The sequence below is a fragment of the Candidatus Zixiibacteriota bacterium genome (assembly GCA_019038695.1).
Lineage (GTDB): Bacteria > Zixibacteria > MSB-5A5 > GN15 > FEB-12 > B120-G9.
Genome location: JAHOYZ010000026.1, coordinates 25,761 through 41,516, shown reverse-complemented (window position 1 = coordinate 41,516; position 15,756 = coordinate 25,761). Strand labels below are relative to the sequence as shown.

Annotated in this window: 13 protein-coding genes; all 13 read left to right on the top strand. The window is 49.5% G+C overall.

All coding sequences use genetic code 11. The features are described 5' to 3' along the window. The first annotated feature begins 4 nt into the window (after positions 1-4). Positions 5-2,275 carry a ComEC family competence protein gene (locus tag KOO62_09315; GenBank protein MBU8934190.1) on the top strand — a complete coding sequence of 757 codons (2,271 nt, stop codon included), beginning with the start codon at positions 5-7 and terminating at the stop codon, positions 2,273-2,275. A gap of 140 nt (positions 2,276-2,415) precedes the next feature. Continuing rightward, positions 2,416-3,618 (top strand): DUF4388 domain-containing protein, encoded by a 1,203-nt coding sequence (locus KOO62_09310; GenBank protein MBU8934189.1) that lies wholly within the window; start codon positions 2,416-2,418, stop codon positions 3,616-3,618. A gap of 3 nt (positions 3,619-3,621) precedes the next feature. Beyond that, positions 3,622-3,984 (top strand): hypothetical protein, encoded by a 363-nt coding sequence (locus tag KOO62_09305; GenBank protein MBU8934188.1) that lies wholly within the window; start codon positions 3,622-3,624, stop codon positions 3,982-3,984. A gap of 104 nt (positions 3,985-4,088) precedes the next feature. Continuing rightward, positions 4,089-4,973, top strand: a complete 885-nt coding sequence (locus KOO62_09300) for a hypothetical protein (GenBank protein ID MBU8934187.1) — start codon at positions 4,089-4,091, stop codon at positions 4,971-4,973. A 15-nt stretch (positions 4,974-4,988) separates the two neighbouring features. After that, positions 4,989-5,969, top strand: a complete 981-nt coding sequence (locus tag KOO62_09295) for a hypothetical protein (GenBank protein MBU8934186.1) — start codon at positions 4,989-4,991, stop codon at positions 5,967-5,969. After that, positions 5,950-6,291: a roadblock/LC7 domain-containing protein gene (locus KOO62_09290; protein ID MBU8934185.1), complete on the top strand. Its 342-nt coding sequence runs from the start codon at positions 5,950-5,952 to the stop codon at positions 6,289-6,291. Before KOO62_09295 ends, KOO62_09290 begins: the two co-directional genes overlap by 20 nt. A gap of 34 nt (positions 6,292-6,325) precedes the next feature. Continuing rightward, positions 6,326-7,399 carry a GTPase domain-containing protein gene (locus tag KOO62_09285; GenBank protein MBU8934184.1) on the top strand — a complete coding sequence of 358 codons (1,074 nt, stop codon included), beginning with the start codon at positions 6,326-6,328 and terminating at the stop codon, positions 7,397-7,399. A 17-nt stretch (positions 7,400-7,416) separates the two neighbouring features. Continuing rightward, a complete protein-coding gene (locus KOO62_09280; protein ID MBU8934183.1) occupies positions 7,417-7,908 on the top strand; it encodes a roadblock/LC7 domain-containing protein in 492 nt (163 codons plus the stop codon). Between the two features lie 78 nt (positions 7,909-7,986). Continuing rightward, positions 7,987-9,687: a type IV-A pilus assembly ATPase PilB gene (pilB, locus tag KOO62_09275; GenBank protein MBU8934182.1), complete on the top strand. Its 1,701-nt coding sequence runs from the start codon at positions 7,987-7,989 to the stop codon at positions 9,685-9,687. A gap of 151 nt (positions 9,688-9,838) precedes the next feature. Continuing rightward, the gene (locus KOO62_09270) at positions 9,839-10,915 is read left to right on the top strand and encodes a type IV pilus twitching motility protein PilT (protein MBU8934181.1); all 1,077 of its coding nucleotides are present in this window, start codon (positions 9,839-9,841) and stop codon (positions 10,913-10,915) included. A gap of 27 nt (positions 10,916-10,942) precedes the next feature. After that, positions 10,943-12,139: a type II secretion system F family protein gene (locus tag KOO62_09265; protein ID MBU8934180.1), complete on the top strand. Its 1,197-nt coding sequence runs from the start codon at positions 10,943-10,945 to the stop codon at positions 12,137-12,139. Between the two features lie 73 nt (positions 12,140-12,212). Then, positions 12,213-13,922: a PAS domain-containing protein gene (locus KOO62_09260; GenBank protein MBU8934179.1), complete on the top strand. Its 1,710-nt coding sequence runs from the start codon at positions 12,213-12,215 to the stop codon at positions 13,920-13,922. 228 nt (positions 13,923-14,150) lie between these two features. Continuing rightward, positions 14,151-15,755: a peptidylprolyl isomerase gene (locus KOO62_09255; protein MBU8934178.1), complete on the top strand. Its 1,605-nt coding sequence runs from the start codon at positions 14,151-14,153 to the stop codon at positions 15,753-15,755. Position 15,756 lies beyond the last annotated feature (1 nt).

Genomic DNA, 15,756 nt, shown 5'->3' with positions numbered 1-15,756 from the left:
TATTATGCTGCGTGCTTACCCTAGTCTATTCTTGTTGATGGCGATCGTCCCTGGGATTGTCTTTGCCGACCAGCTACGGTTACCGGTGTGGGTGTATCTGTCCATAGCGGCCATTGCGGCTCTGCTCGGGATTATCTGGCTACTAAGAAAGAAGAGTACTCACGCCGCCGTGGCTCTGGGGCTGGCTCTGCTGTGTTTCTCGGCTTTTCATTACAGCCTTCGCTATTATCCTACCGGTGCGGGTCATGTAGCCAACTACGCTGACGGAGAACAACGGTATCACATTTATGGTCAGGTGAGCGACTGGCCCAAGCTACGCACCGATCGGACTGAACTTAAGGTCCGGGTGGATTCCCTCGTTGCCGACGGCGTGTATCCGGTACACGGAACAGTGCTGGTGCGATTGGAAGATACAACGACCTGCCTCCAACGCGGGGATCGTCTGGAATTCCTTGGTCGTATCTATCCTCTGCGCGGTAGTGTGTCTCCCGGTGGATTTGACTATCGGCGCTACCTCAATCTCAAGGGCATCCACGGCATTGTCTACATGACGACCCTTCTCGACCTGCGTCTGGACAAACGGAATCGTTATGGTCTGTTCAATATGGCCGATGGAGTTCGGGGTGGAATTGTAGATGCGCTTAACCGTAATCTGAGTCCTCGAGCGGCAGCTTTGGCGGCCGGATTTCTTATTGGCGAAACCAGGAATATCCCCGTTGAAGTGTATGGCTGGTTTCGTGATTCCGGAACCCTTCATTTGCTGGCTGTATCCGGTTCCAATGTCGCCCTGGTGCTGGGTTTTTTCATTTTCCTGATACGGCCGCTTTCATTATCACGTCGAGTGAGGACGATTATTCTGCTGGCAGTACTGGTGTTATTTACGCTCATCTCATACGGGGAACCATCAGTAGTGCGAGCCTCGGTGATGGCCACTCTGGTGCTTCTGAGTCGTTTGGTACAACGACGAACAGATCTCAACAATATCATCAGCGCCGCGGCAGCGATAATCCTGCTGTTCGATCCCACCCAACTCTTCGATGTCGGTTTTCAGCTTTCCTTTGTCACAGCCTGGGGGTTGATATTTGTCACCCCCGCCGTGTTGAAGATTTTCCGAATGGATCGCCGCCGCTGGTGGTATTATTGTGTCGTTGTGCCATTGGCCATAGCAATTGTTGCGCAGGTATGTTCGGCTCCGTTGATAGCTTTCTATTTCCAGCGTTTGCCGGTTCTTTCCGTAGTGGCTAATGTGCTGATCGTGGTGCTGACTTCGGGGGCTGTGCTTGGCATTTTGGGGGTCCTGATGGCCGATTTTATTCTTCCGGCTTTAGGGGCTTTCACCGGTTCGCTGGTCAATCTGTTGATGGAGCTTATCCTCCGGTGTCTTCAATTCTTTGGAGGGGAGAATGCGCCGGTTATTCAGATCGATTCGGTCCCGGCAGGGGTTGTCATTGCCTGCTATATCTACCTTGTGCTGGGGGTGTGGGCACTCAAGTCCAGGCGAATACGTCGATTCGTTGTCATCTCACTGGTCGTATTGACCAATCTGGCCTTGCTTCGTCCGGCGGCTCTCATAAACGAGACTGATCACACCAACATTTGGCTGACTACAGTTCCGGGAGGAATTGCTGCCGTAGTCAGGCAGGGAGAACAGCCGTACGGCGATCTCATCATCACCGGTATGCTGGAGCGCGACTATCCCATCGATGACCGCATTCTTGTGCCTATGTTGGAGAGATTCGACATTAAAGCCTTGCACTCCATATTTGTCCTTTCGGCTGACTATGGGGCGATTGATGATTTGGTTCGGGTTGGCAATCGGTTGGCCGCGGAGACAGTGATCGTTCCTAAACGTCTGGAATTCAGCTTTCGAGATATCATCCGCCAGCCTGTGGAGGAATCTGGAGCTATGGAAATTGTGGTTTCTCCCAAACATCCGGCGAGCCGCGTCGGTATCGGATTCTATCCTTTTCGCGACGGTCTGGTTTGGACAGGAGACAAATCTTGTCTGCTCCTCGTAGATAATATCGACTCCGATTTTCTACCTGATGCTGGTCTGGGTGGAATCGACCGCTTGGTAGTGGGCAGACGAATCAGCGATCTTCAGCTTTTATTACCTTGGATAGATACATTGGGGTTGTCGTCGATAATCTTGCGATCATTATCTGACCCGGATATCGATCAGGTTTTTACTCAGGAAATATCCAATGAGATTGACTCATTGACGATTACTCACCTCGACCGAGTCGGTATCGTGCACCTGCGATTTGCCCAATAACACCATATTGTTGCCTCTCAGCAACTTCCGAATTGAACTCTTTTGCGTTTAAGTTCCCGTCGAAGATACCCGATAACTATATGGAAGCAGCCCCAATGGGGCAAACCACGAGTTGTACTAGATCAGTTGAAGGACACAAGATGAGTCTGTCCGGAAATCTCAAAACAGTATCGTTCCCCGACATTTTGCAACTGCTGTCCACCGGGAAGAAGACAGGGATACTCTCTGTCGAAACAGCAACCAGAGGTAAGCTGGTGGCCTTCAAGGATGGTAACATAATCCACGCCGCTTCGGTCAATTCCTCAGAAGATTTGCTGGGCAATATGCTGGTCAATCGAGGTCGGATTTCAAAAGCCGACCTTGAACGTGCCATCACGCTGCATCGGCAGACGGGACGCCAGCTTGGTACAACCCTGATTGACATGAAGATTTTCGACAAGGCTGAAGTGGCTGAAGTGCTCAAGCAGCAAGTCGAGGAAATTGTCTACAATCTTTTTTCCTGGAGCGATGGGAATTTCGTTTTCCGTGAGGATGAGACCCCCAAGGATGCTCCGTTCCTGGTTGACCTGTCAACCATGAATGTCATTCTTGAGGGAACCCGCAGGATCGACGAGTGGATGGAAATACAGAAGGTTCTTCCTCCCGACGACGTCATGCTTGCAATTTCAAAAATACCCAAAATCTCAGGCGACGAGATCAGACTGTCGGTACCGGAGTTCCAGATTTTAAGCCAGATCGACGGTGAGAGATCTGTGTCTGATTTGATTAGTACTTCCGCGGTTGGTGAGTTTGTTACCTCCCGGTCTATCTATCGTTTGATTGTGAACAAACTGGTGGAAGCGGTTGGAAGACAGGAAGGAGATGAGGGACAGGAGGAAGACGAGGAAGAGGTCATTCTGAACATCATTTTCAAGCTCTACAATAGATGTTTCTATCGCATCCGTGGGCTTTTCGAGGATATTTTGGGTGCCGATAACGATCGGTATCGGGTCTTTTCCAGCCAGTATGATAGTGGTCTGATGGCCTTCTTCTCCGGAGCCGATCCAGCTTCCGATCAAGCAGAATCAATGGAACGTTTTGCGTGCGCTGTTAGAGCTCTACCGACATCGATCCGGTTTCACCGCCTTATGCGCGACCTGGACACTATGCTCACAGACCACCTTCAGTTTGCCTACCATTTGTTGGGCGCGGGTGCTTTTCGCGAAGGGGTTGCATCGGTTAAACGTGAGATTGCTGAGCCGCTGGCTATGCGTCGGGAACTCGTAAAACGACATGGGATCGAAGATGATTTCTACAGGATAATCAAACGGGCTGACAAGACTGTTAAGCTGGTGAGAGGATAGATCATGAATCGAAGTCTACTGTTAGGAATGCTGATAGTACTGGCTGCCGGCTCCCGAGCCGAGGCGGCAAATCTGGCCGTCATTGCCACTCCCCCAACTATGCTGAACCTGGTCATCTTGGTGGTTGGGATTGCATGCGCAGGCGGAGCGTTCCGGGTTATGTCGGTTGTACGCGGTGGGCAACTAAGTCGCAGCTGGAACTTCTTTGTGGCTGCTTTTGCTCTGCTGGTTGTGTCTCAAGCCCTGAGTGTATTGTATGCAATCGAGGTTATCTCGTTGCCTGGCTTTGTGATGCCGGCCTGTCTGGCGGCCATGGCAGGCTTGTTTCTGTTCGGTGTTCTGGAAGCGAAGAAGACACTGAGTTAGCAAAGATATGGTTGACATAACTCACTGCTAAACTTATGATTACTTGCTGAGAATAATGTAGAGTAAATTAACGTCATGGTGGAATACGAGTTATAGGTTCACGAATGACTAGTACCGCAGAACTGGACGAAAGAATATCAAAGTGCCGTAAGATTCTGGAGGCGGACGCCAACTCTCAGATTTTTGCTGCTCTGGCCGATTCGCATCGGAAAAAAGGCGAGTTGACAGAGGCCTTTCAGATATGCCAGCAAGGCCTGAGGATTCACGGTGATTACGGTCCGGCTCATTTCGTCATGGCTAAAATCAATCTTGATCGTGGTCTGTTTGATTGGGCCGAAGCCGAGGCCAGAAAAGCTTCCAGTCTTGATGGTTCAACCAGAGGAATCGAACTGCTTCTTGCGGAGATCTACATTTATCAGAGCCGATTCGATGCTGCTATCAAGTTACTGAGTCCTCTCCACCAATCTGATCCCGAGAACGGTCAGATTGCGAAACTGCTCGAGCTCGCTCGTCGCCTTCGAGATGAGCAATCTAGAACTGTCGGCAGTTCCTCGACAATGGATTCAGGTGGTGTGCCTGGATCACCGTCATGTGAGCCAGCTCGGGCACCAGAGCCGCCGATTTCGAGACCAGTAGAATTGTCGCACTTAGATGCGGCTGGTTTGGTGACGAAGGCAATAGAGATACCAGGAATGGAAGGTGTCATTTTTGTCAACTTTGACGGATTGATTGCTGAATCTGAATGGCAGTCGGAAATCGACGTAACCCTCCTGGGTGCCTCATTTAGTGAAATTATCAATGAACTCAATGTCAAGCTGTTCGAAAATTGTTTTGGCAGTCTGGGAACCGTTTTGATTGAGACAGAAGGTCCTACTTTCATGATTGCCCGGGTTGAAGACGGGCAGTTCATGCTTGTTGCTGCTGCGGATGCGAACCTGGGTACGGTCAAGATGAGAGTTGAGAAGCTCATACAGGCCTACCGATCCTAAAGGACACGATTAGTTATGATACTTAATGCACGCATATTCCGTCATATCTTAATGTGGTCGTTGGCAGCATTAGTTCTGCCAATGATTCTTTTCCCGCAGCGATTCGGGACCAAATTGGTTGAGATGTCCTTTGCCAGCCTTCTGATGGAATTGGTTTTCTACGGGATAATCCTCTTTCTCTTCGACCGACGGATTTCCCTGGGCAGAGTTGCTCTTGGGAGCTTAATCTGTTTGACCTATCGACTGGTGTTGGGGACGCTCCTGGGAATGCTAATCGTCGTTATGTATGCTATGGATGTGTCTATTTCAATTGGACTTGCTATTGAAAGTTACATCCCGGCCATCATACTTCAGGCAGTTGCGGCGCCGTTTATTCTGCGTCCGGTCTTTCATGATATCGATCTTGCGTCCCGGAGTCGAAGGCGTCATGTTGTTCTTCAGGATGTACCGGATTCGGTGAGTGAGCCAACTATAACGGTCGACCAAGAGAGTTCTTTGGATGAATCTCTACAGCCGTTGGTCTCAACTGGAAAAGGAAATAGCGGCCCACGGAGTATAGCCAGTGAACAATCGCATTCTGGTGAAGTAAGTGCCTTTGAACGAGCCACCAATTATATCGGCGAGAACGGTGCGGTCAAGATGGCCGCTGTTGTGGATGGAGAAGGTCTCCTATTGGGGAATTTTGTACGTGGTGGAGTTGATGCTGAGGACTGGGCACCGATGGGGCTTCTCTTCGAGAGCAGTAATGACAAGCTATTATCACGGACAGGGTTTGGACCGGCAGATCGGATTAGTTTAACTACGGCCGATGAGCGGGTGATCGTCGCCCATGAGCCAACCTTTCATCTGATGGTTGTGGCTCAGAAACAGCATGATGATGTATTGAATGTCAGGATCGAACAGGGATTGGAAATGATGCGAAAATACGTATCGGAACGCTACAGCTCGAAGTTGTTGGGAAACCCGGAGAAGGAATATGCACGAAGTACTGAGTGAACTAAACAGAGTCAGCGGCGTGACCGGATCTATGCTCGTCGGGAACGACGGTATTGTTATTGCGGCAGATATTGATACCTCCCAGGAGGAGGACACGGTAGGAGCGCTGGCAGCTTCCATAACTGCGAACATCAGGAAGTCGTTGGATCGTCTTGAGACCAGCCCTCCTCAGCAGGTTACGATTGAGGCGGATGAGAGTAAGTTGTTTTTTACTGATGCGGGATTGGGCATTTTAGTAGTGTCCACCGCCAGTGAAGTGAACATTGGTCTTGTTCGGCTGGAAATTAAAAATGCTATCAGCCGACTGAAGATGAATAGATAGGACAATTGGAACCCTCAATGGTTGGTATCTGAAAATGGTTTCGATTAATTATTCAGCGCGCGAGGTTAGTTGTAAGATCGTATACTACGGTCCGGGATTATCGGGCAAGACGACAAACCTTCAATACGTGCATTCCAAGGTCCCCGGCAACACTCGAGGTGATCTGATATCTCTGGCTACCGAAGCGGACCGTACGTTATATTTCGATTTTCTACCGATTAACATCGGTACAATAAATGGATTTGCGGCAAAGTTCCAGCTCTATACTGTACCCGGGCAAGTTTATTACAATGCCACTCGTAAGCTGGTGCTCCGGGGAGTCGATGGAGTCGTTTTTGTGGCTGACAGCCAGCAAGACAAGATGGATGAAAACATCGAATCATTAGCCAACCTCGAAGATAATCTAGTCGAGTATGGGTATGATTTAAAATCCTTGCCAATGGTGATTCAGTACAATAAGGCTGATTTGCCCGGAATCCTGTCAGTCGAACAGCTCAATGCCCAACTCAATAAGCAGGGCAGGCCGTTTTTTCAAGCTTCGGCCACTATTGGAAACGGTGTCTTTGATACTCTCAAAATGATTATCAAGCTGGTACTGGACAAAGCCAAGAACGCCAAACCTGGCACACCAACGTCTAGCACACCTGAGAGAAAAGACACACCAAAGGCTGTTCAGCCCGTTGATCCGCAACCGGCCCAACCGTCTCCGCCACCTGACGTACAGACCAAGACAGCTGTTGCTACCGAATTACCGAAGACGGTTTCTCCACCCAAGCCTGTGATGCCGAGTCCATCACCGCCGGTATCCGAACCGACGTCTAAAGAAGTGGTACAGTTAGAGAGCGAGTCACAAGCTCCTTCTCAGTATCGGCCTTATCCGGGAAGTACGCAGGTATCAACGAAAGAGAACAAGATATCGGCGACTGCTTTTTCGCCGACGCCAGCGCCTGGGGTTGGCGAAAACATAGAACGAAACGCCCTGCAAGCAAATGGCGATTCGGATCAGAATACGACACCGGGACGTGTGCCGGCTATGGCGCCTTCGTTGAGACGTAGATCCGAAAAGAAGAAACGTGGTTTCTTCAAGCGCTTATTTGGCATTAAGTAGTCGCGAAGGAGGCATGGATGACTGACGATAGCCTGATCCTCTATGAAGAGGAAACTAAACAGATCGATATTTTAATCTCGAAGATGCTCAAAGCTGCCGAGGCGAAATGTGGTCTGTTAGTGGACAAGGATGGCCACTTGATTACGAGGCAGGGATTCACCAGTACGTTGGATACTACAGCTTTGGCTGCTCTACTGGCTGGCTCATTTGCTTCTACCAAGGAAATAGCCAAGCTGGTCGGTGAGCCCGAGTTTTCGGTTTTGTTTCATCAGGGGAAAAAAGATCACATCCACATGTCGCTGGTCGGTGAACGGTCTATTCTGGTTGTAATTTTCGATGACCGAACGACTATTGGCATGGTGCGATTGTATGCCAAGGAAACTGCCGTCGAACTTGGCAAGGTGTTCGACAAGGTTACTGATGATTCCCGTGACAAGACTCAGGTTGGCGTTTCAAGCGATTTTGCTGAAGAAGCCCAGGACAGGCTCGACGATATCTTTCAGGACTGAGACTCATGTCTGTTCTGTCACCTTCGCATCGCTGATTGAAACAGTGATTTGCAGACAATAGGAACCGGGTAAGGGAGTATGGCAACAGATCTTGGGGCAATGCTGGTCAAAGCCGGAAAGATTACGCCGGAGCAAGCTGAGGCGGCTGAGACCACTGCCGATAAACAGAATCTCAAATTCGAAACGGCTCTTGTGCAAGTCGGGGCGTTCGAATCCGAAGATGATGTTTCCAGTATTATTGGTAAGCAGCTCAAGATTGGAACGCTTCGTCTTGAGGATATTGAGCTTAATCCCGAAGTCGTTATGCTCATTTCGGTCGATATTGCCCGTAAGTTCAAGGTCATTGCCGTCTCCAAGTTGAACAAGACTTTGCTCGTTGCTATCAGTGACCCCAACAATATCTATGTCCTCGATGCCCTTAAGTTTATTACCGGGTGTAATGTTCAGCCGGTGATTTCACCTGAGTCGGCAATTGAAAAAGCCATCGACTTCTATTACACGGACACAGGTGGTCTTTCAGAAATTGTTAAGGGGTTGGAGGATGAGGATGACCTTGAGGTCGTTTCGGTGGAGGATTTGCCTGACGAAAGCGACTTGATGTCGGCCATTCAGGATAAGCCACTCGTTAAATTGGTGGATTCCATTATTGCCGACGCTATTCGCATTGGAGCTTCCGATATCCATTTAGAGATGTACGAAAAGCGTATTCGCGTCCGTTATCGTATTGACGGTGATTTAAGGGAAATGGCGCCACTTCCGTTTAAGTATCGAGCAGCCATTGTATCCCGAGTGAAAATTATGGCCGACCTTGACATTTCCGAGCGCCGTTTACCGCAGGACGGGCGTATCAAACTGAAGATTTCAGGGCGTACTGTCGACCTGCGTGTTTCGATTTTGCCGACGATATTTGGCGAGAAAGTGGTCATGCGTATTTTAGACCCGAATGCCCTCATGGTTGATATGACCAAGCTCGGATTCCGTGAGGACGACTTGAGCAAGTTCTCTAGTGCTATCCATCTGCCTTTTGGAATTATCCTGGTGACTGGTCCAACCGGTTCCGGTAAGACTACGACGTTGTATTCGGCCCTTAAGCAGATCAACACGGTAGATATCAATATCATGTCGGCTGAGGATCCGGTCGAGTTCAACTTCGACGGCATCAACCAGGTGGCAGTGAAAACAAGTATTGGGATGACTTTTGCCGCCGCGCTAAGGTCCTTCCTGCGTCAGGATCCGGACGTCATCATGGTAGGTGAGATTCGAGACGCGGAGACGGCTGAGATTGCGATTCGAGCGGCTTTGACCGGTCACCTCGTTTTTTCCACGCTGCATACCAACGATGCCCCCTCGTCAATCAACCGCCTGATCGATATGGACGTACCCTTCTACCTGGTGGCTTCAGCTACCAAGCTGATCATGGCTCAGCGTATGTGCCGTAAAATTTGTTCTTCGTGCAAGGAAGAAGTGAACCTGACGGCCGAGCAGGTCGATAGTCTGGGGGTGCTGCCTAAGGATCTGATGTGCAACATCCGTGCTTTCCGCGGAAAGGGCTGTCGCGCTTGTGGTGAAACCGGCAAATCCGGTCGAACCGGTATCTTCGAAGTAATGCCGATTACACCTGCCATTGAAGCTCTTATATTATCCAAGGCGACTGACACTGAGATTCGAAAAACGGCTTTGGAAGAAGGGATGTACAGCCTTCGGATGTGCGCTGTGGAGATGATGAAAGCCGGTATTATTAGCCTTGATGAGGTTCTCGCTGTGTCGTTCGGCGCATAATTATTTTTCGTACCTCGAAATCTTCTTGTCTACCAATTAGTTATCATCAAGCCCAAGTGGCTTTTTGGTCAAGGATTGGTTCCAATAACCGATAATACCAAATAGTACCAAACCTGATACCATATGACCGAATAACGGTTGGGAGATGTTGATGATATCACTTCGCGAGTTATTGGAACAAATGGTGAAAATGGGAGCCTCTGATTTGCATCTAACTATCGGTGCTCCTCCGGTTGTGCGCGTTGATGGTAAGCTTCAGCGATTGGCTGGTGACATATTGACGCCCGAAGTCACAAAAAAGCTGTGTTACTCCATGCTGAGCGAAAAACAGAAACTCAAGTTCGAACAGAACAATGAACTTGATTTTTCATTCGGCATCGAGTCGATGAGTAGGTTCCGGTGTAATGTATTCATGCAGCGTGGAAACGTGGCGGTCGCACTCAGACAAATCCCATACAAGATCATGACCTTTGAAGAACTTTGTCTCCCTAAGGTTATCTCAGGGTTTGCCACCCTTCCTCGCGGACTGGTTCTTGTGACGGGTCCAACCGGTTCTGGCAAATCGACGACTCTGGCCGCCCTTATTGATAAGATTAACAAGGAACGACCGGTCCACATAATCACGGTGGAAGACCCTATCGAGTACTTGCACCGGCACCAGATGGCCCTGATCAACCAGCGTGAGGTATACGCCGATACGAGTTCATTTGCTTCGGCGCTCAAGTATGCCCTCCGCGAGGATCCTGACGTGGTGCTGGTGGGTGAGATGCGAGATTTGGAAACCATCGAGTCAGCCATATCGATTTCGGAGACCGGGCATTTGGCTTTTGCTACGTTGCATACAAACTCTGCCGTTGAATCTATCAACCGCATTGTCGATTCGTTCCCAAGTAATCAACAGGAACAGGTACGCGTAGCACTGTCATTTACGTTGCAGGCTATCGTCTCTCAGACACTGATCCCTCGTATTGGCGGCGGTCGCGTCGTGGCGCTGGAAGTGCTGGTGGTGACACCGGCTATCCGGGCACTCATCCGGGATGACAAAGTTCACCAGATGTACTCGATGATCCAGTCGGGGCAGAAGTACGGCATGAAGACCATGAATCAATCCTTGGCGGAGCTGTACCAATCGGGGAAAATTGCGATCAATGATGCTATGAACTATAGCCAGAATACTGAGGAACTGGGGGAGATGTTATCACGTCAGAAAACCCCGGCGTTCTCATGACATACCTAAGCTTAGAGGATATTTCTAATGCCAGATTTTGAGTATAAGGGCAAGACCCTCGCCGGAGCTGCAGTTTCCGGAAAGCTGAAAGCCAAGACTCGGGAAGATGTCGAGCGTGTTCTCAGACAGAACCGAATCCTGGTGTCGTCGATTGCTAAAAGGTCGCCGGAGATATCTATCAAATTTGGTACCGGCATCAAGAAAATCGACATATCGCGGTTCACTCGCCAGTTCGCAACCATGATTGGCGCTGGTTTACCAATGGTCCAGTGTCTCGACATCCTGGCAAGCCAGACCGAGAACAAGAATATGGCAACCGTAGTGAAGGAAATCAAGGAGGGCGTTTCCGGTGGCGCCACACTTTCTGAGTCCATGTCCCGACACCCCAAGGTGTTTGATCAATTGTACACCAACATGGTGGAGGCTGGTGAAATCGGTGGTGCTCTGGATGCCATTCTGGTCAGACTTGCCGACTACCGGGAAAAAGCCGACAAGCTAGTTCGTAAAGTTAAAGGCGCTATGGTCTATCCTTCAGTCGTTGCATTTGTGGCGGCCGCCGTTACTATCGGGATGTTGACATTTATCGTACCTGTCTTCGCAAAAATGTTTGGCGGACTCAATGCTGAATTGCCTATGCCAACACAGGTTATTCTCTTAATATCGAACTTCCTACAGGACAATTTCCTGTACCTCATGGCAGGCACCATTGGTTTGGTCGTAGGACTACTATACTGGAAGAAGACTTCGTCTGGTGAGCTGGCCTGGGACAAGGCTCTGCTTCATATGCCAGTGCTCGGGAACTTGGTCAGAAAATCTGCTGTGGCTCGCTTCACCCGTACCCTGGGTACTTTACTATCCTCAGGTGTTTCGATTCTCGACGCTCTGGAGATTACCGCCAAGACTGCCGGAAACAGGGTGATTTCTATGGCCATTAACAAGTCAGTTTTGGCCATTGCCGAGGGTGATACTATTACCGCCCCGCTCAAAGACTCCGGTGTCTTTCCCCCGATGGTTACGCAGATGATCTCGGTGGGCGAAAAGACAGGTGGCTTGGATGAGATGCTCGCTAAAATTGCCGACTTCTATGACGAAGAGGTTGATGATGCCGTCTCAGCTTTGACTTCAGTTATTGAGCCGATCATAATTGTATTTATGGGTGTGGTTATTGGTGGCATCATGATCGCCATGTATCTGCCGATGTTCGACATTATCGGTAAGATATAACAACTGCTGGTCCGCTTTGGCGGGTGGCATAAACAAATACTAAGGACGGTGCGCTCTGCGCACCGTTCACTTTATGGAACACATACCGATTCACAACCGGCTGGCTTGGTTTATTCCGGTCCGGCTAGCCACCTACGTGATCTTGTTCGCAGCCGTGGTTTTGTGGATGGGGTATCCCGGCTTTCTACGCCTGCCGTTCATTCTTTACTCGATCCTTGCACTGTCGCTCACATTACTATTAGCCTTCGATCGACGACGGAGTATGCCCAATCTGGCGTCGGTGGTGACCATCCTGCATTTTATATTCGAGGTAATAGTGGAGTCAGGGATCGTTTACGCGACGGGGAACATCAATTCTCCTTTCTCGGTGTTATTCATACTGACGATAGCCTCGGCTGCATTGGTTTACCGATTGGTTGGAACTTTGGTGATGGCATCTGTCGTTTCGTTCGCCTATGCAGTGCTTATCTGGTTGGGACTGAGTTCTACCAATAGCACCGGGCTATCGGGGAGTGCTCTCAGGATTATCTTCGATGTTCAGGACGAAGTGTTTTATTCTATCTTCCTGCACATTCTCATATTCTATCTGGCTGCGTTTATCACTGGCTATCTGGCTCAACGTCTGCGCTATCAGGACCTGAAGTTAGCTGATGCGTCGATAGCGTTGCGGAAGGCAAGACTGGAGACCGACGATATTTTGCGGCATCTCAATTCAGGTCTACTGACTATTGATCCGTACGGTTGTATTGTGTTTTTCAATCGAAGTGCAGAGACTATTCTCGGTTACGATGAAGTGGCAGTGAGTGGGTTGTCGTGTACCGATGTTTTCAATGAGAGAATGCCCAATCTGGCCAGTTGTCTTATGGATGCTATCCACCAGCGAGTTCCCCAGATGCGACGAGAGATAGAGATCATTGATGGTGACGACAAGAAAGTGCCTCTGGGGCTGTCGATTTCACTTCTGACTAATGAGGATCGTGCTCTCAGAGGAGTGATTGCCATCTTTTCTGACCTGACCGAGGCTAAGCTTCTGGAGGCTAAGGTGCGTGCCGGCGATCGATTGGCGGCCGTAGGTGAGATGTCAGCTTCGATAGCACATGAGATTCGAAACCCGCTGGCGGCTATCTCTGGTTCGGTCGAAGTGCTCAAGAGTGACCTGGAACTAACGGGACAAAATCTGCGCCTGATGGACCTGATCGTCAAGGAATCACATCGACTCAGTAGGATCCTCAGCGAATTTCTCAATTATGCCCGGATCGAGCGGGCAGCCTACAACAAAGTAGATCTCTGTCGGGTCATTGGGGACACCATTCAGGTGCTCCGCCATCACTCGTCCTTCCATGACAAGATAGAGGTTAGTTTCGAGTCAGGGAATCCGATCCTGTACGTCGTAGGGGACGAAGATCTCTTCAAACAACTACTGCTCAACCTAGCCGTGAATGCCTGCGATGCTCTGGGTGTGGACGGGGGGCATCTGGTGTTTAGTCTGTACGCCAACAACGATGAGGGGTCTGCCACGCTCCGCGTGGAAGATGATGGCGAGGGTCTCTCAGCCGACCAGGCAAAGCATATCTACGAACCTTTCTATTCGACCAAGAAACTGGGTACTGGTCTTGGTCTGGCCATCGTTCACCGGATATGCTCAGCCCTGAAATTGGGCCTCGGGATGGATTCGCTCCCCGGTGAAGGCACTACTTTCAGCATTGTTTTTCGTCTCTTTCAATCTCCAATCAAATCAGCAGTCGCTGGCATACCGGAGGAATTGGAAACGACCCGTTTCTGATTCTGTCTGATTGACACCTTTTGGGGTTGATTTTCCAGCCATACAGTGTATTTTTGTTGTCTGAGTACACTATTGTTGGGAGAGCTTATGTTGTTGTCCAGAATTGTTTTTGTTTCTGCAGTTTGTTTGTTGCTCTGTGCCGGTTGCAAGAGAGTTGTGGTATCTTCTCATAATATTGATCGCTATCAGCATGTTGTTGTCCGGGCAGACTCATCGTATTCGCTAACTATGCCGGAAGTATATGAAATGCTGTTAAACAGCCAGGAGATTCCTCTCGGAGGTACACTCGAACGTTCACAGGTGAAGAGATTCCTCGACAGTGTGGTATGCGAGTCGCTGACTGGTATAGCAGGCAACGAATTGATACTGGAAGACTATTACAATGTTTACAGAACATTTCGCAGGCCATATCACGACCTACTGATCAAGGAATGGGTCAGAGAAGTGATATATGATCGGATCGAGTTGGACTCTGTGGAAGTAGCCGAATACTATCAGAATCATCCCGATCTATTCTCCCTTGAAGAGAAAGTCCTGCTTCACCATATTCTGACATCCAGTCAGGGATTGAAGTATGATTCAGATTCGCTGTACTATCGTAGCTTGTCCCCCGAGAAACTGGAGGAGGAGACAGAGGCTGCCAGTTGGCGCTTACACAGATTACTGGATTTCGGGGAGAAATTCGAGGATGTAGCTCGTGGATACTCTCATGACAATGAGGCGATTGTATATAGAGGCCGGAAAGGATGGACTCGCCGTGGTACATACAAGCATCCCTTTGATTCGGTAGCCTTTGCGCTCAGCACCGGTGAATATTCGAAGCCATATCGCGATGAAGACGGGTGGCATATTGTGTACGTAGAGGAGTACCAGGCCGAGGGATTGCCTGATTTTGATTCTCTACAATATGGTATGGCATATGGTAGGCTAATGGCTGAGCGGGCCAATGCTCTGGCTCGACCTCTCGTCGATTCGTTGTCGAGGGAGATCAATCTTGAATACCATGAAGCAGTCCTCGATACTAACGTGTACTTTGTTGATCGTTGGCAATGGGCGGCGATTCTAAACGGTATCGACACCATCGACTTCAATGACATCAGGTCATGGGAAGAGAGTACTCGCAAGAGGTATCAGGTAGATAATTCGACGGTTGAAATGAAAAAAGAAATCATTGGGCGACTGGCCAAGCATTTTGTTGCTATCCAGGCAGCTCGTGAAAGCGGAGTTGATACCCTGCCTCATGTCCGCAGTGAAGAGTCCAAGTTGCGACATTCTCGGTGCAAGGGCATTGTTAGAAAGGGCTGGATCGATCCCGGCTGGATAGCGAGTGAAGCTCTTGTTGAGGAATACTTCCAGAAGCATCACAAGGAGTTTGTGCCTGAGAAGCCGCTGGTAGTTCAGCATATCATTGTCGAGGATTCCATTATTGGCGAGTTTGTCAGAGACCAGGCAATGGCTGGCATCGATTTCTTGCAGTTGGCAGAGGAGTTCTATCCGGGTGAAGAGAGCATCAGGCGGGACCTTGCCAATTTGGGTAGGATTGGCTCAGGTGATGTTTCCCCTGAGTTCTTCCGGGTCGGTATGATCACGCGTGTGGGTGATGTGAGTCATCCGGTCAAAACAGAGTATGGCTACCATGTAATCAAAGTTCTTGATCGTTTCGATGAACCTGATGTGAACCAGGCCCGATCGAAGATATCTACCCTGCTGAAGAAACAGCACGCAGAAGAAGTATTCCTGAATTACCGTGATGATCTCTATCGGCGTTATCGGGTCAAGTTTAGCGATGTGTATCCAGTGCATCTCAAGCCGGTAGAATATCGCATCCAGTGAT